The following is a 25,475-nucleotide window of genomic DNA, read 5'->3' as shown; positions in this document are numbered from 1 at the left end:
CGAACAAACATTCGTATAATAGTTATACAAACATTAGTTCGTATATAAGGAGTGAACAAGATGAAAGCTATTCGTCGATTTGGTTTTGTTTTATTTATATTATTGGTGGGTATTATTATTGGTTATTTTGGCGTACTTAGTGCAGTTTTGATTTTTTGTCCTCTAACGATGCTATGGTTCATGTTGTGGGACGAAAAGAAATTCCGACAAGCTGAACGCAAACGAAATAGACATTACTACGATCATGATATCTATCGCTACGAACCATAACCCTTCCCTTCGATCACAAGGCTCCCTTGATTATAATAAAAAAAGTCGGACATCACGTCCGACTTTTTTAATATTCCATCAATGTTTTGATTTCGACACCTTGGATTTTATCTCTGCCATGAAGATCCATCAATTCAATCAAGAAGGCACAGCCAACTACGACACCACCTAGTTTTTCGACCAATTCAATGGTTGCTTTGATTGTACCGCCAGTTGCCAATAGGTCATCACATATCAACACGCGTTGGCCTGGTTTGATGGCATCTGCATGCAGCGTCAATACATCTACACCATATTCTTTTTCATATTCAGCTTCGATGGTTTCACGAGGCAATTTGCCTTTTTTGCGTACTGGCGCAAAACCGACACCCAATTGATAAGCAACGGGACAGCCGACGATAAAGCCGCGCGCTTCTGGTCCGACCACCATATCGATTGATTTTTCTTGCGCATATTCAACGATTTGCTGTGTCGCATAACGATATGCTTCGCCATCCGCCATCAAAGGGGAAATATCGCGGAAAATAATGCCTTCTTGAGGGTAATCCGGAATACTCGCAATATAATTTTTTAAATCCATGTTTTTTCCTCCTAAGATATCAACCATTGTTTTAAGGTCGATAAATCACTCATTAATAAAAATTCTTCTGTCTTGATCATTTGCTGCCTTTGTTGATATATACGACTATCCGTTAATGGATGATTTGCAGGGGCAGCATTTTTTTTCAAAACGCCATCTTGTATTGTAACAAATTCCAGCTCAGAAAACACCTGAATCATAAAAATTAATAATTTTTCGGGTAATTTTAAGAAATCCGCAATGCTTTTCAGTTTATAGCGGACATCTAATTGTGCTTGCTGCTGAATCAGCTTGAAAAACCGACTGTATTGATCACGGGAACCAACACCATCTACATAGGCGTCTTCTGGAGAAAGCAGAACGAAATCGATGCGGTTGACAGTCAATGCATCAACGATTTCTTTGATGATCTGCGGCTCTGTCGGGCAATCCAAAAACGCGATTTCCTGGAACCCGCCGTCATGATACAGATCGATCAATGCTGGCAATGTATCAAATACTGTCAGCATTGGCGCCAGCCGTTGTGCCTCAGGTGCTGGTTTTTTCTGGAATGAGATGCATAATGTCTGTTTGCCAAAAGATACGCCTTGACGGTTGCGTTTTGAGCGGTAATCAAATAGTTGAAACCCTTCAACTGCAAAGTCTTCCAACATCAATTGCGGTTTTCTATTGCCATTCCATTCGTTGATCGTCAGTTGGCCGACCAACGATAAATGATCATTGGCAAATTCCGGTGCTTCAGCACCGAAACCAAAGCCGATCACATCTAATTGATTCGATGCAGCATCTTCCATGACCAACTTCAAATGCTGATTGTCTGATCCGATTTGGCGGGCATTTTTGGTGTTTAAATCTTTGATCAAGAATTTAGGCAATGGATTGCCCAGTCCGAATGGTGCCAATAACTTCAATGTCTCGATCAATTGGATCGTCACATCCGCCAAAGGCAGTGTATCATCGATTTGCAATGGAATACCTTGACGCAAATCGATTCCCTTAGATTGGACATACTGATTCATTCCTGTTTGCAGCAGATCCAGATCATCCGTGGGAATGGTCAAACCTACTGCTGCATGATGACCGCCAAAACTGACGAACAGGTCTTTCATCGTTGACAGCATCTCAAATAGATTCAAGGCAGCGACACTGCGACCTGATCCTTTAGCGATTCCTTGGTCTTTTTTGGTCAAGACAATCACGGGACGACCTGTTTGCTGCATCAGACGGCCAGCCACGATCCCTAAGACGCCTTCATGCCAGTTATCCCCCACCACCAGATGGACCTCGTTTTCGGGGTGGATTCTTTGTTGGGCTTCTTTCATGATTTCTTCAACAAAAGACTTGCGTTGTTGATTGATGACATCTAATTCGTGGGCGAGTTGTCTCGCTTCTTCCTGGTCGAAAGTCGTCATCAATGTCACTGCCGGATTAGGATCTTTTAACCGACCGATGGCATTCAATCTAGGCCCGACAGAAAAACCGATATCCGTTTCAGTTACTTGCTGCTTATTGACGCCACTGATCGACAGCAGCTCATTCAATCCGATTCGATCGGACTGTTGGATCATTTTCAACCCATTGCTGACCAAGATCCGGTTCTCATCGGTCAAAGAAACCATATCTGCGATCGTACCGATCGCAACTAAGTCCAGCAATTCCAATGGTACTTCTTCCAATAATGCACAAGCAGTTTTGAAGGCAACCCCCACACCAGCCAAATCACCGAATGGATACTGTCCTTGCGGGTGTCGTGGATGAATGATCGCATAGGCGTTGGGCAGCGTGTCCGGCAATTCATGGTGGTCTGTAACGATCACGTCGACACCTTGTTGTTGGGCATAAGCAATCGCCTCATGTCCTGATACACCATTATCCACTGTCACGATCAATTGAATACCTGAAGCGATTTTTTCTTTATAGACCTCTAGATTGGGCCCATACCCATCTGTGAAACGGTTTGGCAAATATGTGCTGGCTTCAGCACCAAGCAATTCCAATGTTTCTTTTAACACAGTGGCACTCGTGATCCCGTCGGCATCATAGTCTCCATAAATCAAGATCTGCTCTTCATTGATGATTGCTTCATGGATCCGTGCTACCGCCTTTTCCATATCATATAACAAAAAGGGATCATGTAATCTATCTAAATCAGGACGCAAAAAAGCAGCTAACGCTTCGGCGGACCGAATCTTTCGTTGCCACAATAAACGACCAATTTGTTCGGGAATATTATTTGTTTGTATTATTTCCTTAAACGCTGGGGATAGCTCAGTCACTTCCGGCTGGACCCACAGAAAATTCGCTTGTTTCACCAAATCACTCCTAACACGCTCATTATATCAAACCTCAGACAAAAATGGAAAACAAGCTAAAAAACCACGCCTTATCTTTCTGGCAATAGGTTTAGATCAATGCGCTGTCTTCGCCTTTTGACAATAGAAAGTCGTGGTTTTGCTATTTCATCCTCTATTCAAATTCAACGATTAAGCTTGAGAATCGAAAGATTTCATTTCATCTGTTTCATCTGTCGAACGCGTCTGCACAGCCTCTTCGAACAATGGTGTTTCCTGATTGCTCAGCTGTTTTTCTCTTGCTGCCAACTCCGCTTGTTTGTTGTTAAACTCGCGTTCCAAGCTTTCCCGTTGTTCTTTGAGGACTTGATCGTTCTCCGTTTGATATTTGGTAAGACTTTTACGTAGTTCCTTCAACTCTTTTTTTTGACGGAACATCGCTGTTGTTGATACCAGCAACAAAATCAAGGCTCCCAATAATGCAGAACCAATGATGACCAAAATCAATGGAGATTGGATAGTTGTAAAACCAAAATTTATGGGTACCGTCATATTATTTGCCACTGCGAATAACACAACCACCAAAATCAATAAAATACCAACAATGACCCGCCATTGATTTTTCATCTGTTTCATCTCCTATTTTTTGTTAAATAAACTCCCTGCCATATAATCTCCGACACTAGGAAACAACGTGTATAGTTTCGCTGCGGCACCAAAAATATGCGGTCGATTGATTTCTCGTTTAGGATGGATCATGTTTTTGACAATCGTTCGAGCTAGTTTATTCGGCTCCAACACGATACTGCCCAAATTCGCCAAATAATTACCGCTTGGATCTGCTTGATCAAAAAAGGCAGTTTCAATTGGTCCTGGATTGACCGTTGTGACATGGACGCCAACTGGTTTCAACTCCAAACGCAAGGCATTAGAAAAACCAATCACCGCAAATTTAGTTGCAGAATAGACAGCCGTTTTTGGTGTCGCGATTTTTCCAGCGATCGAGGCAACATTGATAATATGACCAGCTTTTTGCTCAGCCATCTGAATGGCGATTTTTTGGGTCAAGACCATCATGCCTAACACATTGACCTCGAACATTTGGTGAAAAATCTCTGAATCCATCTTTGTAAACTCTTGGAAGATCCCATAACCTGCATTGTTGACCAAAACATCTACAGGACCGACTTCTTCATTGATGCGTTCCACTAGGCGATCAATGCTTTCAGGATTGGCAATATCTAATTGAAATGCGAAGGCTTCTTTACCGCTTAATGCCATACATTGTTCTTTGACTTTGCCGATCAAATTGATCCGGCGGGCGCAAGTAACGACAATTGCCCCCTGTTTCGCAGCTTCATAACAAATTTGTTCGCCTAAACCTGCCGAACCCCCAGTGACAACCACGACTTTATTTTCTAAATTCATACTAAACGTCCTCTCCAGCAAAAGGAATATCGACAATATCGAAATCTTTTACGATCAAGGTATTGGGAAACTTCTCTTTGGCTTCATTCGCTAAATCAGTAATGTCTTTGCCTACATATCGGGCACTGATATGGTTCAATAACAATTTTTTCACGCCAGCATCAGCTGCGACTTGGGCAGCTTGATATGTCGTAGAATGAAAATAAGCCCTGGCAAGCTTTGCCTCTGCCTTATTAAAGGTGCTTTCATGCACAAGTATATCCGCGCCTTCGGCAAGGGTGACTGCATTGCGGCATAAACGGGTATCTCCTAAGATTGCCACGATTCGGCCTTGTTTATCCTGTCCGAGATACTCAGATCCATCGATCACCCGACCATCTTCTAGCGTGACCACTTCACCTTTTTTCAAACGACCAAAAACCGGTCCGGGTTTCAATCCTAAGGCCAAAAGCGCATCAACTTGTAATTCACCCTTATGGCTGGCTTCAACGATGCGATAGCCAAAACTTTCTATTCCGTGATCAAGTCGTAGACAAGATACTTCGAACTGCTGGTCTTTGAACAGCAAGCCTTCTTCCTCGATCTCGATCAAGCGTAAAGGATAGCTGACTTTTGTTTGTGAAATACGCAAAATCGTATAGACGAAATCTTTGATGCCTTTTGGGCCATAGATTTCTAATGGTGTATCGCCACCTTGAAAAGAACGACTGCTGATCAACCCTGGTAATCCATAGATATGATCACCATGCAAGTGGGTAATAAAGATTTTTTCAATTTTACGTGGGCGAATCGTTGACCGCAAAATTTGCATTTGCGTGCCTTCGCCACAGTCAAACAACCAAACCGCGTTGCGTTCATCCAACAACCGCAGGGCTGTACTTGTAACATTCCGATGTTTTGCGGGCACACCCGCGCCTGTGCCTAAAAATTCTAATTCCATGTGCTTCGTTCCTTTCATCTCTCCACAATTTTAGCGGAAAAGAGAGCAATATGCAATCGAAGGTTCCATGGATCAGTGCGTGTCATTTTGCGTGTCGTTTTGGTCATGAGAATTTTTCCAATCCTCTTGCGCACGGACCCGCGCTTGTTCTTCAACCTCTTTGGCTTTTTCGATTTCTGTTTCGACTTCGTCATAATCAAAGCGTGAAATATCGCCGCCTAATTCTTGCATGATCAATTGATTCAATGGCCGATTGTCGTCTTCATCCGCCAGCAGCAGCAGACCCGTATCGCCTACGCCGATTTGTTGTCCAACATGTTCAAACAATACTTGGGCATTTTGGATCTCCTTGGCATCTCTGCTGGCACCGATCATACTACCGCCAAACCAGCCCAGCATAATACCTAGCGGGCCGCCAAGAATGCCAACTAACATCCCGATCAACCCACCGGTGGAGGTTTTGTTGCTGCCGGTAAAATCAAGAAAATCTTCGATCTTGAATTGATGGACACCTGTATTGGTATGGGTCAAGACCGCCATCTGTTCTCCTTTGATGCCTCGGCTCGCATGCAGCTTTTTGACCTCGGAAAAAGCTTGGAAAGCCTTCGCATTGGCATCAAAATTCATTACGATCACACGTTTTGGCATGAAAATCACTCCTATTCATTTTTATGGATCTCTTTTATTTAACAGTATATGATTTAGGCAAAAAAATAAACCAAAAAGACTGCAATTCACTGTTTTCTTATCGAAAACGAGTGTTTTGCAGTCTAAAGTGATAGATCATCTTGTTATTTTGTTAAACTCAGGTTCAAACAAAGGCCTATTCAACAAATTCAAATTCAAATTCGCCGATGCGAACGATATCGCCGTCCTTGGCACCTCGTGCCCGTAAGGCTTCATCGACACCTAATCCACGTAATTGACGGGCAAAGCGCATGACGGTTTCATCGTGATCAAAATTCGTCATTTGGAACAGTTTCTCGATTTTATCGCCGCTTAATACCCATGTTGCATCCGGTTCACGATCGATTTGGAAGACAGGTTCATCTGATTTGAAGCCATATTGTACCACATCTTCTTCAATTTCTTCATCGTATAACAAGAATTCTGGCGTTACTTCAATCAAATCAGCTGTTGCGTTCAACAGGCTGTCGATGCCTTTTCTCGTGACACCGGAAATTGGGAAGATCATTGGCCCTTCTGCAAATTCATCCGTCTGTTCTTTGGCTAATTGTTCTTTGAACAAAGCTAGGTTTTCTTCAGCATCCGGCATATCCATTTTGTTGGCCACAATAATTTGCGGTCTTTCCAACAAACGCAAGTTATGCGTGGACAATTCATGATTGATCGCCAAGTAGTCTTCATACGGATCGCGCCCTTCCATCCCACTCATATCGACCACATGCAAAATCACTCGTGTCCGTTCGATATGGCGTAAGAATTGCGTCCCTAGTCCAACACCTTGTGATGCGCCTTCGATCAGTCCAGGCAGATCAGCCACAGCAAAGCTCCGGCCATCTGATGTGGTGACCATCCCTAAATTCGGCACCAATGTTGTAAAATGATAGGCGCCGATTTTTGGCCGTGCAGAGGAGATCACAGACAATAATGTCGATTTCCCAACTGAAGGAAATCCAACCAACCCAACATCTGCTAAGACTTTCAATTCTAATTCGATTTTTCTTTCTTGACCTGGTTCACCATTTTCTGCTAATTCTGGTGCTGGATTTTTTGGTGAAGCAAAACGCGTATTGCCGCGTCCACCACGACCGCCTTTAGCGATCACAAGCGTTTGGCCTTGCTCGATCAAATCTCCCAATAAAGCGCCGGTCTCTGCATCTCTGACAGTCGTGCCTTGAGGGACTTTGATGTAAGTATCTTCGGAACCGCGGCCATGCATGCCTTTACTCATTCCGTTTTCACCCGGATCTGCTTTGAAATGACGATTAAAACGAAAATCCATCAACGTGCGCAGTCCTTCATCGACCATCAGTACGACATCACCGCCTTGACCACCATCACCGCCGGCAGGTCCACCATCGGGTACATATTTTTCTCTGCGGAACGCGACCATACCGTCGCCGCCTTTACCCGCTTTCACATCGATCGTTACTTGATCTAAAAACATGGACATGATTTGTCCTCCATTCTTTTCTTTGTTACCTTCTGTTTAGTTGATTATCAGTTATCCCACAAAAAGTGGTGCCTATTTCTCTTATAAGAAAGCCTATTTTATTGTAACGACCCAGCGGACTTTTGTCCATCTTTTCCTTTGATTTCCTCTAGTTTATGCGAATTCTTAAACGCTTTTAGTGCTCCCAACAAAAAAAGACCCTCAAGATCGAGGGCCATTCATCAACAGATCGTTTATTGATGGTCATACGTGGTGAGAAAAGCAGCAATCCGTTCTTTATAGGCTTCTGGGTCCATTTGGTAACTTTTGGCATGTTCTGCCCCTGCCACGATCCACTTTTCTTTCGACGCAGTTGTCGCATTGTACAAGGTATCAAGCATTTCATATGGGACAAAGGTGTCGGCGTCGCCATGAATGAAGAAGATTGGACGGGTATTTTTTGTCAGCTGTTTGACTGCATCGGCTTCGCCGAACCAATAGCCGGCACGTAATTTGGTCACCAAACTGGTTACGTTCATCAATGGAAAAGCCGGCAGATCAAACAATTGATCCAACTGATACCCCAGCTCTGCATTGACTGAGGTGTAGCCGCAGTCTTCAATGATCGAGGTCACATTTTCCGGCAGTTCTTCCCCACTGGTCATCATGACCGTCGCAGCCCCCATACTGATGCCATACAACGTAATCGTTTCTTGCGATCCATTCATATCAATGATTTGATTAATCCATTGCAGGTAGTCCTTGCGTTCAGGCCAGCCAAAACCGATATAGTCCCCTTGACTCTCTCCGTGTCCACGGGCATCCGGAGCCAATACATTGTAGCCTAGGTCATGATAGATTTTGGCATAATCTGCCATTGTTTCGGCATTCCCCATATAGCCATGCGCAATAATGGCCGTTTTCCCTGCAGCTGTTTCAGCTGGCAAATAGATGGCAGACAAGCGCAAGCCATCTTGACTCGTCATCGTAAGCATCTGACGATTGTTTGAATCTTTGAACCACGCTTCGTTGCTATCTTTGCTTTGCGCTTCGTCGGTCCCTGGCGTACCGCCTGCCAAAAAATCTTTTTCTGATGGCACGACCGCGTAGTTATAAAAATAATTGCCGGCAAATCCTAACCCGATCACCGCCAAAAGAACAACACCAACACCGATTCTCCAAAACCACTTCACATGTTTCACGTCCTTATCAACTTGTTTACATAATTATATTATCGGTACCAAATCACTGTTTTTCGAAAAAAGGTCCTTTCATAAAATACCGTCTTTTTCAGACTTTTGTCAACTCACAAAAAAAAAGCATACCTAATGCACTTAGGTATGCTGCAGTCATTCAATCATTTATTTGTTCTCAGTCAACTTGAAGCTAGACCAAGGTTTCAAGAAATCAAGCAAGAATAATTCTTCCTCTGTGATTTTGCCGACGACATTGACACGACCGTCGTTCTTCATTTCTTTCAAAGCAATTTGCGTTTCGCCTTTGTATTGTCCGTAGCCTACATTGTCGATCAAAACATCCCCGCGAACCATGTCATTGGTATCATGGGCTGGGAATTCTTTGTCTTTATAATAGACACGGGTCATGGTTGAACGCAAAATATATTCAGAGCGATCGCCACGGTAACTATGCAAGTTGTCAAACAGACATATCCGTTCGTTTTCCGTGATTCCTTCTGTGACATCGATGCGCAAGGTTGGATAGTCAGCGTTGAAGGCTTCCGCCATTGCTGCCAATTCAGCTTCAGAAGCATAGGCATTACCGACAGAGATATCATCGATCAAACCAGTCAGCACCAAATGCTTGACTTGTGTTGCAATCGGCAGATCGCGATGATCTTCTAACGAGCATAGGCCATCTTGTGTTGGCCATGGGCCAAAATCAGCGGCATGAGAATTGACGAAGGCCATTGTATTTAAGTTATACTTACGGAATTTTTCTGAGCAAAAAACAAAGTGATCATAACCCAAGCCAGAATAACGATGCGGATAAAAATTATGTGAGCCCAAAAGATTGTCAGTATTCGGTGAATAACTCATGATGTTGTCGACATAGCCAGTACCAGAGCTCATATTGATCTCTATTTTGATGCCATATGGATTACGGGTCATTTTGGCTTCTTCGGCACCAGTAAATCCGATGTCTAAACGCACACCATAAGCGCCCATTTCATCAAAGAAGGATAAATCATCGTAAGAGATACCCAATTGTTCAAATAGACCTGGATTGATATCCACCATCACTTCCATGCCTAATTGGTTGGCATAATCCACGACTTGTTTAAAATCTGCCAAGACTTTTTCTTTGTCATCATTGATCTGCAATAAACTTGTAAACACGCGTTTGAATCCATATTGATGCGCCAAATCTAAATACGCTTTGTCCTTTTCAAATGTTGATCGTTCTGGATAAATCGAAATACCTAATTTTCCCATCAAAAAACCTCCTATAATTTTCTATCCGTTAGATACTATGTATCCTCTTACATTGTACCAAACATTCGAAAAGTGGTCTACACCTTTGACGGGAAATCGACGAACGCTATGAAATCTGCGCTTTCATCTAACACACTTTTTTGTTATCATAAGGCTATTGACGAAGGAAGGATTGAAAGAATGAAAAAATGGTTCTATACCCTGACAGCAGCCGCAAGTCTATTGTTGCTTGCAGCTTGCAGCAACAGCACGACAACAAGTTCTGAAACAGCAGAAAGCACCTCTTCATCTGAAGCTGTTGATTTGAACGCCTTAACATTGCCTCAGTTGGAAACAGAGATTCAAGAAAACGAAGATGTGGTCGAAATGGTAACTGGCGAAGGCACGATCACCATCAAATTATTCCCTGAATTGGCACCAAAAGCCGTTGAGAATTTTATGACCCATGCCAAAGATGGCTATTACGATGGCGTTACCTTCCATCGTGTCATTGAAGAGTTCATGATTCAAGGCGGTGATCCAAAAGGCGACGGTACTGGCGGAGAAAGTATTTGGGGCGAAGGATTTGGCGAAGAGATCTCCAATCAGCTGTATCATATCCGTGGTGCGTTGGCGATGGCGAAATCAAGCTTGCCCAACAGCCAAGGCAGTCAATTTTATATCGTTCAAAACGATCAAGATGTGTCGGATGGTTTAGCGATCCAACACTATCCGCAAAAAATCATCGATGCCTACAAGAATGGCGGTACCCCGAGCTTAGACTTTAACTACACGGTTTTTGGTCAAGTGATTGAGGGCATGGATGTCGTAGAAAAAATCGCTAAAGCTGAAACAACGGCTTCAGCTAGTGGTGAAAACTCCACACCAGTTGATCCGGTGAAAATCGAAAAAATCAATATCATCCAAGAGGCAGAATAAGAAAGCAAAATAAGAAAGCGAAATAAAAAATGCCAGCACAGATCTCCTACTGAGACATGTGCTGGCTTTCTTTTATTTTTGATCGCCAACGATGAATGTAAACTCGCATTCAGCGACTTTTTTGTCCTCTACTGTTGCTACAGCATCTGCAGTCCCAACAGAGCCTTTGATCTTTTTGATTTCGAAGACCAATTTCATCGTGTCTCCAGGCACAACTTTTTGGCGGAATTTCGCTTTATTGATACCGCCGATATAGGCCGTACGTCCTTGAAACTCTTCAGATTTCAAAATAAGGATCGAACCAGCTTGTGCTAGTGTTTCTAATATCAACGCACCGGGCATCACTGGGTTGCCAGGGAAATGACCTTGGAAAAAATCCTCATTGATCGTGACATTCTTCGTTGCAACAATTTTTTTGCCAGACTCGATTTCATCAACATAATCAATATAAATAATTGGGTATCGATTTGGAATCAAATCCATGACTTCTGTTTCAGTCAATAGTTTCTTCATGGTTTCCCTTCCTTGCTTAAAAAAATAGTTTATAGTTTGATTATCAAAGTATCATAGTTCCGCTAAAATGGCAACTAAATTTTTATAGAGAAAAAAATAGTTTGACAATCAAACAATTATGCATAATAATTAGGAATCAAGAGCGAGCTTTGCTCTCTTCGTTATTATACTTATTGATTGTTTATTTTATTAAGGAGTGGAATTATGAGTTTTTTAACTGGAAAGAAAATCGTCGTTATGGGCGTTGCCAATAAGCGCAGTATTGCGTGGGGCTGTGCGCAAGCATTGAAACAACAAGGTGCCGAAGTCATTTATACTTACCAAAATGATCGGATGAAAAAACCATTGGAGCGTTTGCTGGAAGAAGGCGAATTCACGGTAGAATGTGATGTCGCCAATGACGACAGTATTGCGGCTGCTTTTGAAACGATCAAAGCATATACTGGGCAAATCGATGGCGTGGTGCATGCCGTAGCGTATGCCAACAAAGAAGATCTATCTGGAGATATTTTGAATATCTCTCGCGATGGCTATGCACTGGCACAAGATATCAGCAGCTATTCATTGATTGCGGTCACCAAATATGCCAAACCAATCTTATCTGAAAATGCTGGTATTGTGACCCTATCTTACTTAGGTGCTGAACGTGCTGTACCGAACTACAATATGATGGGCATCGCCAAAGCGGCATTGGAATCCAGCGTACGCTACTTAGCGGCTGAATTATCTCCGCAAAAAATCCGTGTCAATGCTATTTCTGCAGGTGCCATCAAGACCCTTGCAGTCACAGGTGTCAAAGACTACCAAAAACTGATCCAATTATCTGAAGACCGCACACCAGATCATGTCGGTGTAACGATTGAAGAAGTCGGCAATACGTGCGCCTTCTTGATCAGCCCATTGTCTAGCGGGATCATCGGCGAAGTCATTTTCGTGGATAAAGGGGTACATTTATCATAAGTTTGACCATCTTCGTAGACTGTCTGAACCTAAGGCAGTCTTTTTTTGCATGAAAGCCCTTATCATAAATAAGTATTTTTGCAATTGCTGGCTTTCTTCGTTAAAATAAAAGTACTACGTTTTGGAGGTAAATCATGAATCTATTTATACTAGCAGCATCCACCACGGACTCCTCTGGGTCAAGCATTACCGAGCCAGCTGCTGCACAATTAAACGCGATCCAAAAATGGTGGCAATCGATCAATTGGGAAGAAATCGTGGGTCTAGTGATCCAGAAAGCATTGATGCTTTTCTTCCTGTTGATATTATTCGGCATTTTGTTAAAAGTCAGCAATCTGATCATCGATCGCATCTATCGGTCATACGAAAAGAAAGCGACTTTTAATGCGAGCCGGATCAATACGATCCATACATTGATCCGCAACACTGTCCATTATTCATTGGGTTTTTTCTTTGTTTACGCCCTCCTTTCTACCATAGGTGTCCCGGTTGGCTCATTGCTTGCTGGTGCCGGAATCGTCGGTGTCGCACTTGGTTTAGGTGCACAAGGATTTATGAATGACTTGATCACTGGCTTTTTTATCATTACCGAACAACAAATCAATGTCGGTGATTATGTACGTCTGACCAACTTGACCTTAGAAGGCACAGTCACAAATGTCGGTATCCGAACGGTTCAACTGAAATCAGTTGATGGGACGGTCCATTACATTCCCAACCGCAATATCACAACGATCAGCAATACGTCTAGAGCCAATATGCAAGTCGTTGTCGATGTCCGAATCTTGCCTTCTGAAGGGTTGGAGGATATTCGCGGAATCATTGAGGAAGTCAATCAAACAATCGCGGCACAGCATGAAACAGAGATCCAAACGGCCCCATCTGTCTTTGGGTTGGTTGACCTTGGCAATAACAACTTTGCCATTCGTTCAACGATGTATGTTTCCAACGGTACACAATGGAAATTAAAAGAAGAGTTTTTAGCCGCATCGATCGATGCATTAACCGCTAAAGGTTATACGATCCCTAATGCCCCAATCGTTGGTATATAGCAAAACACCCTCACCTGTGAGCCAAAGCTGCCAGTTGAGGGTGTTTTGTTCTAGATTTCCTTTAGACCACATGTAATGTTTCAGTGGGGTTCGAGGTTTCTTCTTTTGAGATCAATAAATAACGCCGTTCCAATTCATGGGCGAGATGGTTGACTGATTTCAATATTTCTTTGCGGGTCATAATGCCGACAAACACCTTGTCCTCATCAACGATCGGTAAAAATGCCTGATCGACTAGATGATGCAGCATGTCCTCTAGATCGCCATCTGCCTGGATACAGGCCACATTGACTTCCATTACATCTGCAACTGTCAATCCTTCAATATTTTCCATGCTGAATCCAGTAAGATCCATCATTTTTTCGACGATATTTGATAGACTGATCAAGCCGACCAAATGATCTTCACTGTCCAACACAGGAATCTTTGAGTACCCTACTTTAGATAATACAAGTAACGCATGGCTCAATGGATGATTATAAAAAACAGATGCTACATTTTCGGCTGGTACCAAAAAATTCTCTTGATTTTCGAGTAAAATTTTTTCTACGGTTGGTCCTATCAATCTAACTGCCTCCATTTCACGACTACCTTTTTATTTTAACTGAAAATGAGAAAATAAGGGTGATAGCCGCAAAATTATAATGAAATTTTTACTTTTTGATGCCGTTTTCTCAACGGGGAAAGACAAAGTGCAAGTCTTCTTGGGCTTTGAATTGACGGTCATAATAGTCCACATGCCACGCTTCTGCTGTGCTCTCAATGATCCCGAAGCTTTTGACATTGATCGGTCCTCGCGGCTGTGAAATGCTGCCTGGATTCAAGAAAAGCCGGCCACCGACCTTTTCACAGGCAATTTGATGGGTGTGTCCAAACAACACGATCGCTGCATCGGCTTGTTGCGCTTGCAAGCCCAGTTTCGTGATACCAAACCGCACGTCAGCCAAATGACCATGGGTCATATAAATCCGATCAACCGCGGTTTCAACAGTGCGTTGATTTGGGTATTGGGCACCGTAATCGCAATTGCCGCAGACGACTTGGTACGTATCCCATAAAGGATCCGAATCGGGCAATTCAGAATCCCCGCAATGCAGAAACAAGTCGACTTGGTCTTTATACGCGTCAAGAAGATCCACCAGAATTTGGCGATCCCCATGGTTGTCGCTTACAACCAAATATTTCATCTCTTTATTCTCCTTCCAACCATGATTGCCATTCGTTTTGCAAGGCTTGGATAGCCAGCCCCCGATGACTCATACTGTTTTTTTCGGCTTGGCTTAGTTCAGCGGCCGTTTTTTCAAAACCATCTGGTACAAATAGTGGATCATAACCAAACCCATTCTCGCCTCTTGGGATCCGGCCGATTTTCCCTGGCCAATCGGCTTCGACAACTAAACTGTCTTTGTTCGGTGCTGCAAAAACCAGCGTGCAATGGAACTGGGCAGTTCGCTGTTCATCTGAGATGTCTGTTAATTCATACAAAAGCTTGGCATTATTCGCCGCATCACTTTTTTGCTCGCCGGCATACCGTGCGGAATAGACGCCTGGTCGGCCGCCTAAGGCATCTACCTTAAGTCCGGAATCATCGGCTAAAACAGGTCGACCCAATAATTTGGCAATCGTTTCCGCTTTTAATCGTGCATTTTCCTCAAAGGTTTTACCCGTTTCTTCAACATCCGGCAATTCTGGATAATCATTTAATGTTTTGACCTCATACCCTGCAGCCCCAAAAACAGCTTTGAATTCTTTGGCTTTGCCAGGATTACCAGTGGCAATGACAATGGCTTTTTCTGGGATATCATACAATGGTTTTTCCGGGATGAACAAGGCTTCTTTTTGATAAGCGATCAATTCTTCGATTGCTGTTTTTCCATAAACCAGCATTTCATTCAATTCTTGGCCATCAAATGTGGCTTCCTCACCCGTTCCTTGTAATTCAACAAACCGACCAGATTCTGTCATCACTAAGTTCATATCTACCGCAGCAGATGAATCTTCCAAGTAATCTAGGTCTGTGACACAGGTGCCATCAGGCAAGATACCCACACTGATTGCAGCCAAATGTTCTTTGATGGGATCAGTCGTTAATTTTTTTTCTTGCAACAATTTGTCAACAGCCAGCCTCAAGGCGACGAAGGCGCCTGTGATACTGGCTGTTCTCGTCCCGCCATCGGCTTGAACGACATCGCAATCCACCACGATGCTGTGTTCGCCTAGTTGTTCTAAATCAACGACCGCTCTTAGTGAACGGGCAATCAGGCGTTGAATCTCCATCGTTCGGCCGCTTAATTTTCCTTTGGCACTTTCACGGCGATTACGGGTATTGGTCGCGCGGGGCAGCATGCTGTACTCAGCTGTGACCCAGCCCTTGCCGGTGTCCCGCAAAAAGGGCGGCACACGGTCTTCCACTGTGGCGGAACAAATCACTGTGGTGTCACCAAATGAAATGACCACAGAACCTTCCGGGTGTTTATAGACATTGGTTTGGATCTTTACAGGGCGAATCGTTGTTTGACTTCTGCCATCATGACGCATCTAATTTCCTCCTAAGTCGATATGGTTTGATGAGATTTTCGATAGATCTAACCAGTCGTTCGCGATTTCATCAAAGATTTTGGGCGAACCCGTGGTATAAAATTCGTGTGTTGGTGTGGTATATGGGTCTGATTGTTGGGCAATATCGAAATAATCCAGCAAGGTGCTGACCTCGCCAACGGTTTCTGCACCCGAATCGATCAAACGGATCGTGCTGCCTAATTCATTTTGGATCATTTGTTTCAAAAGCGGATAATGGGTACAGCCTAATATCACGGTATCCAATTTTTTGTTTTTCAATGGCCGCAGCGTTTCTGCCACGATTTTTTTGGCGACTGAACTGTGGTACTGGTTACTTTCAACGATCGGCACAAATTTTGGACAAGCCAAACTGATCACTGTGGTTTGCGGCGATTTTGCTTTAAGAGCGCGTTCATATGAATTGCTTTTGATCGTACCAGCGGTACCGATCACGCCAATTCGATGATTGCTGGTTGCTTTGACAGCCGCGCGGCTGCCGGGCAAGATCACCCCAATCACGGGAATCGACAAGGCCTCTTTGATTTCTTCGAGGGCCACCGCCGTTGCGGTGTTGCAAGCGATAACCAGCATTTTGATGTTCTTTTCAAGTAAGAATCTGGTCATCTGCCACGTATAGGCAATCACTTGCTCTGCGGGTCTTGGGCCATATGGACAACGGGCAGTATCACCCAAATAAAGGATGGATTCATTGGGCAATTGCTTCATGGCTTCTTTGACTACAGTCAAACCGCCAACCCCTGAATCAATAAAGCCAATTGGTTGTGTGTGTGTCATCGATGTCATCCTTTGCATAAAAGTAAGTCTAAGGCATGCTAAAAATACCTATCTCTCATTTTGGACTTTTTTGGTTGATATTTCAAGTCTTCCTTTCCATTCCTCAAAAATAGACTGCTACAAAAAAGTTCAACCTCATCCCCTACGGACAAAGTTGAACTTCACAGTCACGATTTCACTCAATAATCATACTGTCTTTTCTCAAAGAAACGAGAAAGCAGCGATAAGGCATAACAGACAAAGAAATACAATACAGTCATTGCAAAGAACATTGGTAAGACATAATTTGTATTTTGACCATAGATGATACGAGCATGGTGTGTCAACTCAGGCAATGAGATGATCACTGCCAAGGAGGTATCTTTGATCAATGAAATCAGCTGGCTGACGATTGCTGGCAGCATAGCCTTGAATGCTTGCGGCACAACAATGCTGCGAAGCACTTCTATATAGGTCAAACCAGTCGAAAGACCGGCCTCCATTTGTCCTTTCGGTACTGCGTTCAAGCCGGCACGAAAGATTTCTGACAACATGGCTGATTCAAAGATCGTCAAAGCCACTACGGCCGACCAAAAAATGTCAAAGCGAATACCGATTTGCGGCAAAGCAAAATAAGTAAAGAAAATAATCAATAACAGTGGCAGATTACGGATCACATCGATCACGACACCCAGGATCTTGGACACAAAAGGAATGCCGCTAAAGCGAATGATCCCTGCAATGCCGCCGATCAAGAAACTAAATAAAATCGATAGAATCGAGACTTCAACGGTCACACGCAAGCCATCAAGCAAAAAGCGGATATTGATCAACGAAAAAGCTTCAAAAAACGTCATAAGTCAAGCACTCCTTTCTATGAGCGGATCGCCCAGCGGCGTTCAAGATAAACCATCAAATAGGATAATGGCAAAGTAATAATCAAATAAAACACGCCCACGATGATATACGTGTCAAAGGTGTTGAATGTTTCACTGGCAATCAAGTCCCCTTGATACATGATATCTAGGCCAGCAACCATCGCCAAAATGGATGAATTTTTCACCAAATTGATGAATTGATTGCCTAACGGTGGCACAACGATTTTGAATGCTTGCGGCAAGATGATATAGCGCATCGCTTGGCTATAAGTAAAACCTGACGATAACGATGCTTCCATTTGCCCTTTAGGAACCGTTTGGATCCCGGAGCGGATCGTCTCCGCAATAAATGCAGACGTATAGATCGTTAAACCGATCGTTCCTGCTTGAAAGCCGTCAAAGGTCATCCAATACATTGGCACCACAACATAAAAGAACATCACAATAATCAACAAAGGAATATTTCTGAAGAACTCCACATACGCTTTTGCTAATCCTTTAATCAAGCGGTTATCTGACAGTTGGAAAATAGCCATCAAGGTACCAATCACCAGACTGAAAAACAAAGCGATCAAACTTGCCATAACTGTATATTTAAAACCATCAATAAATTGAGGGGTATATGTTTGAAACAGCTCTACCATTGATTTCCCTCCTATTCTACTTTTCCTGATGCATCATCAGGGAACCATTTGTTATAAATATCATCGTACGTGCCATCCTGATGCATGTCTGCTAGTGCCTGATTGACCGCATCGCGGAAGTTGTCTTGGCCTTTATTGATGGCAATACCATAGGGTTCTTCCGTAAACGTACCACCTACTAAATGGTAATTTGGATTTTCACTTGCCATACCTAAAAGAATCGCATTATCCGTTGTCATGGCATCCCCTTGTCCAGATTGCAAAGCGGTGAATGCTTCAGCATAGTTCTCTAACTCCAAAATATTGGCTTCAGGTGCCGCTTCACGAATGTTGACCGCAGAGGTCGATCCTTTGACCACAAGTACAGTAGAATCAGCTGTTAAATCTTCGACCCCTTGAATCGGACTGTCTTTTGCAACCAACAAGGATTGCCCGGCATCAAAATAGACGTCAGAAAAATCAACTTGTTTTTTGCGTTCTTCTGTGATTGTCATCGTCGCGATAATGGCGTCGATATTCCCATTTTTCAAAAGCGGGATCCGCGTTTTTGATGTCACTTCAACAAAAATCGCGTTCCCATCTCTGCCTAAGATCTTCTCCGTGATGGCTCTTGCGATATCAATATCGAATCCCCGCACTTCACGGGTGGCAATATCCATCAATCCAAACAATCGAGTATCATTTTTTACACCCCAGATAATTTGGTTCGTATCTTGACTATTTGTCAAAATGTCTTTATCAGCAGCACTTTGCCCGGCACATGCAGAAAGTGTGATCAGACTCAAGGCTAGCACTAGCAAAGAGATCATTTTTTTCCTCATTCTAGTTCCTCCTCGAATTAGTGATTGGTTACTTTACTTAAGAATTGCTGCGCCCGGACGTCACGAGGGGCATCAAAAAAGCCATCGACATCGCGGCGGTCTTCTAATACTTGCCCTTCCGCCATGAAGACGATCCGATCAGCGACTTCCCGTGCAAAACTCATTTCGTGGGTAACCACGATCATAGACATGCCTTCACTAGCGATTTTTTTCATAACATCTAGGACATCACCGATCATTTCAGGATCGAGGGCTGATGTTGGTTCATCAAACAGCAACATCTCTGGTGTCATCGCCAATCCCCGTGCGATAGCTACCCGCTGCTGCTGCCCGCCTGATAGCATCGATGGATAAGAATCCTTTTTATCTAACATGCCTACACGATCCAACAATTTTTCTGCTAAATTGATCGCTTCTTGCTCATTCTTTTTTAATACTTTGATCGGCGCCAACGTAATATTTTCTAACACGGTTTTATTTGGATATAGATTGAAATGTTGAAAAACCATGCCAATGTTTTTTCTGACATCCGTCAGCTTGACATCTTTATCAAATAAATTTTTGTTATTGACCAATAATTGTCCACCCGAAATCGTTTCTAATCCATTGATGGTACGAAGCATGGTGCTTTTTCCGGATCCAGATGGGCCAATCACAACAACAACTTCACCTTTTTCAAATTCAAGGTTAATGTTCTTTAATGCATGGAATTTGCCATAATACTTTTCTACATTTTTAAATTCGATCATTGCCATTGCTTCACACTCCTAGCTTTATTTAAAATTACATGAGTAATTGGTAAGATTTGATTCATATTATAGCCTAAACTTTTTTGTTTTGTAAAGGCGCTTTTCGTTTATCCTTCCTTTATTAATGAAACTACCTTAGTTATTTTACTGATATGTCAGGTTTTTGTCCATGAAAATTTTTATGGAAAATTTTCTTCCTCCTTGGGGAACGAGTTGTTTCTTTTGCCAAAAAAAGGTAAGATAAACAATATACGTATCGTAAAGGTGGATGACATGTGAATACAATTTTAACAGGCGATCGCCCAACCGGGAAATTACATCTTGGTCATTACGTGGGCTCTCTCAAAAAACGGGTGGAAATGCAAGCAGACCCAGACAATCAACTCTTCGTCATGGTTGCGGATATGCAAGCATTGACGGACAATGCCAAAACACCGGAGAAAGTTTCCGCAAATATTTTGGAAGTTGCGCTAGATTACTTGGCTGTAGGAATCGATCCTGCGAAAACAACTTTATTTATTCAATCGCAAATTCCTCAATTATCTGAATTAACGATGTACTATCTCAATTTGGTCAGTGTGGCACGGGTTCGACGCAATCCAACGGTCAAAGCTGAAATCGAGCAAAAGAAATTTGGCGAAGGTGTCCCTAGCGGATTTTTTATTTATCCAGTTTCTCAGGCAGCTGATATAACGGCTTTCAAAGCCAATCTTGTCCCGGTGGGTGAAGACCAAAAGCCTATGCTGGAACAAGCGCAAGAAATCGTCCACAGTTTTAATAGTACCTATCAAGAAGTGCTAGTAGAACCCAAAGCAGTCTTGCCCCCTAAAGGTATGGGCCGGTTAGCTGGAATCGATGGCAATGGCAAGATGAGCAAATCATTGAACAATGGCATCTACTTGGCTGATCCTGCTGACGTATTGCAAAAGAAAGTCATGAGTATGTATACGGACCCCAATCATATTCATGTCAATGATCCAGGACAAGTGGAAGGCAATATGGTCTTTACGTATCTTGACGTCTTTGGCACGGAGAAAGAAAAAATTGCAGACTTGAAAGATCAATATCGACAAGGCGGCTTGGGGGATGTCAAAATCAAACGCTATTTGATCGATGTTCTTGAAGCAGAATTCGCACCGATTCGTGCACGTCGCGAAGATTTCGCAAAAGATCCTGGAGCAGTGATGGATCTTTTGAAAAAAGGCAGCCAGCAAGCCGAAAAAGTGGCAGCTCAAACCCTATCTGAGGTCAAAAAAGCAATGGGTATCAACTATTTTGCTTAATTAAACCGCATCACATGAAACAAAAACATGACAAAAAAATCACACAACGGATATTTTCCGTGTGTGATTTTTTCTGCTTGGCTCGTTCTATTGCTTACCGTACTTCAGCTTGTAATTTTTCTTCTAGATTTTTCGTGATTTTGGCCATTGCCTGATTGATTTCTTCATCAGTCAATGTCGCTTCTGGATTGGCAAATGTCAAACTATAGGCCAATGATTTTTTGCCTGATTCGATATTCTTGCCTTGATACACATCGAACAGACGGACATCTTTCAAGAATCGTCCTGCTGATTCGACAATCACAGTATTCACGGTTTGGTTGGTCGTTGTTTCACTCAGCAACAAAGCGATGTCGCGATTGACTGCTGGATATTTCGATACGGTTTGATACACCGTTTGTGCGGATGTATCTTGAAGCAGTTGATCTAGATCCAGTTCAGCAACATACGTTTCGGTCACGTCATAGGCTTTAGCCACTGTCGGGTGTACTTGTCCGACAAAACCGATGACTTGCTGATCCAATTGGATCATAGCCGTGCGGCCAGGATGCATCTCTTGCAACTGATTTGTTTGGATATAGGTGATGCGCTTAGTCAATCCCAATTGATCAAATAGATTTTCTAAAATGCCTTTGACATGATAAAAATCAACTTTTTGGGCTTGTGATTGCCAATCTTTGTTATGGACATTGCCCGTTACGGCGATGCTGACATGATTGACTTCTGTTGGCAATTCTTTTTTGCTATCCCCTGCTTGTTTAAAGACGCGGCCAATTTCATATAAAGCCACATTGCTGTTTTTACGGGCTAAATTATAAGCGAGGTCATCTAGCAAACCGGCAATCAAGTTTAGACGCAAGACTGCCCGGTCTTCTGTCATCGGCCAATCCAAACGTGTGACTTGACTTGACGTAAAGGTGAATTGTTGCGCTTTGTCTTCTGTTGTCAATGCGTAGCTGATTGCTTCACTGACACCATTGCCTTCAAGGATCGTGCGTACTTTGCGGGTCAACATTTGTTCATGGGTCAAACGGCCGGCGACTGTTTCGCCTGAAGGTAGTGTTGAAGGCAAGCGGTCATAGCCATAGATCCGCGCCACTTCTTCAATGATATCTGCCTCAATGCTAATATCCCAGCGGCGTGGCGGTACAGATACATGGTACGTTTCATTGTCTAATGTCGCAGTAAAACCTAACGCCGCGAAAATTTCTTCCACTTCAGCTTGATCGATCTTCGTGCCTAAATAGCGATTGATGCGATCCAAGGTGATTGCCACAGATACAGGCGCAACATCGACTGTCGCACCTTCTACAGCCCCTTTCAGCACCTGTCCACCGGACAATTCAGCAATCATAACAGCAGCGGCATCACATGCGGCTGCAACCGTTGCTTGGTTGATGCCTTTTTCAAAGCGAGCAGATGACTCACTGCGCAAATTGAATTTTTTGGATGTCAAACGAATCGCTAATGGATCGAATAAAGCAGCTTCTAAGGCTACTGTGGTAGTTGTCGCGGTGATTTCTGAGTCTAATCCACCCATCACACCTGCTAAAGCAACAGGAACTTGTCCATTGGTGATCACGATATCATCCCCAGAGACTGTTCGTGATTCTCCGTCAAGGGTCACCAATGTTTCTGCATCTTTCCCACGGCGAACCAAAATCTCTTGAGTATTCAATTTTTGGTAATCAAAGGCATGGAGCGGTTGACCGAATAACAACAGGATATAGTTGGTTACATCCACGACATTATTGATGGGTCGAATACCTTCATTCATCAAACGATTTTGCAGCCATTGCGGACTTGGCGCGATGGTCACGTCTTCAATGATGCGAATTTGATAGGCTGGTGTATCTGCTTGGTCCTCGACTGTCACGTTGATTTTTGAGGCAGCTGCGGTTTCAACTTCATGTAGTTCAAATGGTGGGAAGTTTGGCGTTTGACGATAGATTGCCCCAACTTCATAGGCAACGCCACGCATACTCAAGGCATCTGCCCGATTTGGGGTAATAGATAATTCAATCAGATGGTCATCCATAGCCAAATATGGGAACACTGGTTTACCAACTTCAGCATCCGCTGGCAAATAATAAATGCCTTCTGCATATTCTTTCGGTATGACACTGTCTCCATAGCCTAATTCTTGTAAAGAACAGATCATGCCATTGGAAACTTGCCCACGCATTTTGCCTTTTTTGATTTTGACATTGCCGGTGATGCGAGAACCTGGCAAAGCAACGATCACTTTGATGCCGCTTTTGACATTTGGTGCACCGCAAACGATCTGGGTGATTTCTTCACCGATATCGACTTGGCAGATCGATAAGTGATCAGAGTCTGGATGAGGTTCACAGGCTGTGACTTCCCCAACGACGATTTTCTTTAACCCTTCTTCTGGCACGTCGATTCCTTCAACTTCGATGCCTGTCACTGACATTTTGTCTGCCAATTCTTTTGGCGTGATAGCTGACAGGTCAAGGTATTCATTTAACCATTTATACGATACTAACATTTATTTATTCCCCCTTGAACTGACTGATAAAACGAAGATCATTGGTATAAAATTGACGAATGTCGTTGACACCGTAACGTAACATCGCCACGCGGTCTGGTCCCAACCCGAAGGCAAAGCCTGAATAGACATTGGCATCGATCCCTGACATTTCTAGGACATTTGGATGAACCATGCCTGCACCTAAGATCTCGATCCAGCCTGTGTGTTTGCAGACATTACAACCGGCACCGCCGCATTTGAAGCAACTGACATCGACTTCTACGGAAGGTTCAGTAAAAGGGAAATAACTAGGCCGCAAACGGATTTTTCGGTCTTCACCGAACATCTTTTGCATCATAACTTCCAATGTCCCTTTTAGGTCACCCATGGTCACATCTTTATCGATCACCAATCCTTCGATTTGGTGGAATTGATGACTGTGTGTCGCATCATCCGTGTCCCGACGGAAGACTTTTCCTGGCGAGATCATGCGTAATGGGCCTTTGCTGAAATCATGGGTTTCCATGGTGCGCGCTTGCACAGGTGAAGTATGGGTTCGAATCAAAATTTCATCAGAGATATAGAAGGTATCTTGCATATCCCGTGCTGGGTGATCTTTCGGCAAATTCATGCGTTCAAAATTATAATGGTCTTTTTCGACTTCATACCCTTCAACGACTTGATAGCCCATGCCCACGAAGATATCTTCGATTTCTTCCATGATTTGTGTCAAGACATGGCGGGTGCCTTGCGGCATGTTCTTCCCTGGCAATGTCACATCAATCGCTTCTTCTGCCAACGCTTTTTCAAGAGCTGCGGCTTCCAATTGGACTTTTGCTGCCTCGACAGCTTCTGTTAAGCGATCGCGGATCTCATTGGCATAACTCCCTACCTTTGGTCGTTCTTCGGCAGACAGATCTTTCATCCCCCGCAACACCTCAGTGATGGGGCCTTTTTTCCCTAGAACATCGACTCTGATCTGATTCAGGTCTTTGATCGTCGTGCTTTCATTGATTTTAAGAAGCGTAGATTCTTTCAAAGCTTCTAATTTCTCTTGTAAAGACATAAGTTTCCTCCTTCTAAATATAAATAGTGCTGGTCTGTTTCTTATCCATGACATGTGCTTGTGTTTTTTTGGCAACAAAAAAAAGACGTGTCCTCTAAAAGGAACGACGTCTTCGTGTTACCATCCTCATTCGCAGCAATATACTGCGCACTCACTTCATTTAACGACAAGAATACTGCCGACTGACGAATCAGTAAGCTCCAGAAGTGAAATTCATTTAGTGGATACAGGATATGCTTGCAGTCTATGGCATATCTCCCTTGACTGATCCAGCCAAATTACTAGCTTCTATCATCGCTTTTTCAACTATTCATTTAATGCTAGTTTACCTAAAAACCAAACATAAATCAACTGCATTCTTCTTCTGTGACCCAATTTTCTGCCCATCGCTTCACGCTCATCATACTATTTTCTAATGCGACCCCTCGTGGTGTCAAGCAGTAAAGATTGCTTTCTTTACAGACAATATCTTCCCGCTCTAATTCTTTCAATCGTTCAACCAAGACACGATCACTAACTTGAGGGATTTTATTGGCTAAGTCAACAAATCTTTGTTTGCCATCTTCCAGAAGGACATCAATGATCAAGCCATTCCACTTTTTCCCCAAAATCGAAAATGCTTTCTCAAATTTAGGGCAAAGGGCGTACTCTGTTTCTACTTTTATCATTCTCCATCACCTCTTGTG

Annotated in this window: 26 protein-coding genes; 5 read left to right on the top strand and 21 right to left on the bottom strand. The window is 43.2% G+C overall.

The window, feature by feature from the left end; all coding sequences use genetic code 11:
- Positions 1–60 precede the first annotated feature (60 nt).
- A complete protein-coding gene (locus ACYVRS_RS12545; RefSeq protein WP_054114909.1) occupies positions 61–270 on the top strand; it encodes an HMG-box domain-containing protein in 210 nt (69 codons plus the stop codon).
- Positions 271–337: 67 nt separating this feature from the next.
- Here the strand turns inward: ACYVRS_RS12545 and ACYVRS_RS12540 are convergent, their stop codons facing one another.
- The 9 genes from ACYVRS_RS12540 to ACYVRS_RS12500 form a co-directional block, all read right to left on the bottom strand.
- Positions 338–850, bottom strand: a complete 513-nt coding sequence (locus ACYVRS_RS12540) for an adenine phosphoribosyltransferase (RefSeq protein ID WP_054114908.1) — start codon at positions 848–850, stop codon at positions 338–340.
- A gap of 11 nt (positions 851–861) precedes the next feature.
- Complete coding sequence (gene recJ, locus ACYVRS_RS12535) at positions 862–3,162, bottom strand: single-stranded-DNA-specific exonuclease RecJ (RefSeq protein ID WP_461203465.1); 2,301 nt, start codon at positions 3,160–3,162, stop codon at positions 862–864.
- Between the two features lie 171 nt (positions 3,163–3,333).
- Positions 3,334–3,768 (bottom strand): lipopolysaccharide assembly protein LapA domain-containing protein, encoded by a 435-nt coding sequence (locus ACYVRS_RS12530; RefSeq protein WP_312497506.1) that lies wholly within the window; start codon positions 3,766–3,768, stop codon positions 3,334–3,336.
- 12 nt (positions 3,769–3,780) lie between these two features.
- Positions 3,781–4,569 (bottom strand): SDR family NAD(P)-dependent oxidoreductase, encoded by a 789-nt coding sequence (locus tag ACYVRS_RS12525; RefSeq protein WP_313537765.1) that lies wholly within the window; start codon positions 4,567–4,569, stop codon positions 3,781–3,783.
- A gap of 1 nt (position 4,570) precedes the next feature.
- On the bottom strand, positions 4,571–5,509 hold the full coding sequence (gene rnz / locus ACYVRS_RS12520) for a ribonuclease Z (RefSeq protein ID WP_313537767.1): 939 nt from the start codon (positions 5,507–5,509) through the stop codon (positions 4,571–4,573).
- A 72-nt stretch (positions 5,510–5,581) separates the two neighbouring features.
- Positions 5,582–6,157, bottom strand: coding sequence for a DUF456 domain-containing protein (locus tag ACYVRS_RS12515; RefSeq protein ID WP_313537769.1), 576 nt, complete (start codon positions 6,155–6,157; stop codon positions 5,582–5,584).
- Positions 6,158–6,332: 175 nt separating this feature from the next.
- Positions 6,333–7,646: a GTPase ObgE gene (gene obgE / locus ACYVRS_RS12510; protein ID WP_054114902.1), complete on the bottom strand. Its 1,314-nt coding sequence runs from the start codon at positions 7,644–7,646 to the stop codon at positions 6,333–6,335.
- A gap of 233 nt (positions 7,647–7,879) precedes the next feature.
- Positions 7,880–8,818 carry an alpha/beta hydrolase gene (locus tag ACYVRS_RS12505; protein WP_461203464.1) on the bottom strand — a complete coding sequence of 313 codons (939 nt, stop codon included), beginning with the start codon at positions 8,816–8,818 and terminating at the stop codon, positions 7,880–7,882.
- A gap of 168 nt (positions 8,819–8,986) precedes the next feature.
- Positions 8,987–10,078, bottom strand: a complete 1,092-nt coding sequence (locus ACYVRS_RS12500; RefSeq protein ID WP_461203463.1) for a DUF871 domain-containing protein — start codon at positions 10,076–10,078, stop codon at positions 8,987–8,989.
- A 180-nt stretch (positions 10,079–10,258) separates the two neighbouring features.
- Between ACYVRS_RS12500 and ACYVRS_RS12495 the strand changes: the two genes are divergently transcribed.
- Positions 10,259–10,996, top strand: coding sequence for a peptidylprolyl isomerase (locus ACYVRS_RS12495; RefSeq protein WP_461203462.1), 738 nt, complete (start codon positions 10,259–10,261; stop codon positions 10,994–10,996).
- 72 nt (positions 10,997–11,068) lie between these two features.
- On the opposite strand, the gene fabZ is transcribed toward ACYVRS_RS12495, so the two are convergent.
- Positions 11,069–11,509 (bottom strand): 3-hydroxyacyl-ACP dehydratase FabZ, encoded by a 441-nt coding sequence (fabZ, locus tag ACYVRS_RS12490; protein ID WP_054114605.1) that lies wholly within the window; start codon positions 11,507–11,509, stop codon positions 11,069–11,071.
- Positions 11,510–11,713: 204 nt separating this feature from the next.
- Here fabZ and fabI point away from each other — a divergent pair, with 204 nt between their 5' ends.
- Together fabI and ACYVRS_RS12480 are read left to right on the top strand one after the other, a co-directional pair.
- Entirely contained in the window at positions 11,714–12,469 is a 756-nt protein-coding gene (fabI, locus tag ACYVRS_RS12485; RefSeq protein ID WP_054114604.1) for an enoyl-ACP reductase FabI, read from the top strand.
- 134 nt (positions 12,470–12,603) lie between these two features.
- A complete protein-coding gene (locus ACYVRS_RS12480; RefSeq protein WP_313537777.1) occupies positions 12,604–13,521 on the top strand; it encodes a mechanosensitive ion channel family protein in 918 nt (305 codons plus the stop codon).
- Positions 13,522–13,582: 61 nt separating this feature from the next.
- On the opposite strand, the gene cbpB is transcribed toward ACYVRS_RS12480, so the two are convergent.
- From cbpB to ACYVRS_RS12440, 8 genes are all read right to left on the bottom strand, one after another.
- On the bottom strand, positions 13,583–14,086 hold the full coding sequence (gene cbpB, locus ACYVRS_RS12475; protein ID WP_313537781.1) for a cyclic-di-AMP-binding protein CbpB: 504 nt from the start codon (positions 14,084–14,086) through the stop codon (positions 13,583–13,585).
- Between the two features lie 109 nt (positions 14,087–14,195).
- Entirely contained in the window at positions 14,196–14,708 is a 513-nt protein-coding gene (locus tag ACYVRS_RS12470) for a metallophosphoesterase (RefSeq protein WP_461203461.1), read from the bottom strand.
- A gap of 4 nt (positions 14,709–14,712) precedes the next feature.
- Positions 14,713–16,059: a ribonuclease PH gene (rph, locus tag ACYVRS_RS12465; RefSeq protein WP_313537785.1), complete on the bottom strand. Its 1,347-nt coding sequence runs from the start codon at positions 16,057–16,059 to the stop codon at positions 14,713–14,715.
- Positions 16,060–16,875 (bottom strand): glutamate racemase, encoded by an 816-nt coding sequence (racE, locus tag ACYVRS_RS12460; protein ID WP_313537787.1) that lies wholly within the window; start codon positions 16,873–16,875, stop codon positions 16,060–16,062.
- A gap of 179 nt (positions 16,876–17,054) precedes the next feature.
- Positions 17,055–17,711 carry an amino acid ABC transporter permease gene (locus tag ACYVRS_RS12455; RefSeq protein WP_312497493.1) on the bottom strand — a complete coding sequence of 219 codons (657 nt, stop codon included), beginning with the start codon at positions 17,709–17,711 and terminating at the stop codon, positions 17,055–17,057.
- Between the two features lie 17 nt (positions 17,712–17,728).
- Positions 17,729–18,376: an amino acid ABC transporter permease gene (locus ACYVRS_RS12450; protein ID WP_313537789.1), complete on the bottom strand. Its 648-nt coding sequence runs from the start codon at positions 18,374–18,376 to the stop codon at positions 17,729–17,731.
- A gap of 11 nt (positions 18,377–18,387) precedes the next feature.
- The gene (locus tag ACYVRS_RS12445) at positions 18,388–19,197 is read right to left on the bottom strand and encodes a transporter substrate-binding domain-containing protein (RefSeq protein ID WP_054114597.1); all 810 of its coding nucleotides are present in this window, start codon (positions 19,195–19,197) and stop codon (positions 18,388–18,390) included.
- A gap of 17 nt (positions 19,198–19,214) precedes the next feature.
- A complete protein-coding gene (locus ACYVRS_RS12440) occupies positions 19,215–19,952 on the bottom strand; it encodes an amino acid ABC transporter ATP-binding protein (RefSeq protein ID WP_054114596.1) in 738 nt (245 codons plus the stop codon).
- Positions 19,953–20,221: 269 nt separating this feature from the next.
- Here ACYVRS_RS12440 and trpS point away from each other — a divergent pair, with 269 nt between their 5' ends.
- Positions 20,222–21,229 carry a tryptophan--tRNA ligase gene (gene trpS, locus ACYVRS_RS12435; protein ID WP_461203460.1) on the top strand — a complete coding sequence of 336 codons (1,008 nt, stop codon included), beginning with the start codon at positions 20,222–20,224 and terminating at the stop codon, positions 21,227–21,229.
- 94 nt (positions 21,230–21,323) lie between these two features.
- Here the strand turns inward: trpS and pheT are convergent, their stop codons facing one another.
- The 3 genes from pheT to ACYVRS_RS12420 all read right to left on the bottom strand — a co-directional run bounded on the left by pheT (position 21,324) and on the right by ACYVRS_RS12420 (position 25,457).
- Entirely contained in the window at positions 21,324–23,741 is a 2,418-nt protein-coding gene (gene pheT, locus ACYVRS_RS12430) for a phenylalanine--tRNA ligase subunit beta (protein WP_461203459.1), read from the bottom strand.
- Positions 23,742–23,745: 4 nt separating this feature from the next.
- Positions 23,746–24,789 (bottom strand): phenylalanine--tRNA ligase subunit alpha, encoded by a 1,044-nt coding sequence (pheS, locus tag ACYVRS_RS12425; RefSeq protein ID WP_461203458.1) that lies wholly within the window; start codon positions 24,787–24,789, stop codon positions 23,746–23,748.
- A gap of 347 nt (positions 24,790–25,136) precedes the next feature.
- A complete protein-coding gene (locus tag ACYVRS_RS12420; RefSeq protein ID WP_054114592.1) occupies positions 25,137–25,457 on the bottom strand; it encodes a winged helix-turn-helix transcriptional regulator in 321 nt (106 codons plus the stop codon).
- Between the last annotated feature and the right edge of the window lie 18 nt (positions 25,458–25,475).

This window comes from Enterococcus salsurae (assembly GCF_054784955.1).
This window is presented reverse-complemented; position numbering and strand designations above follow the sequence as displayed.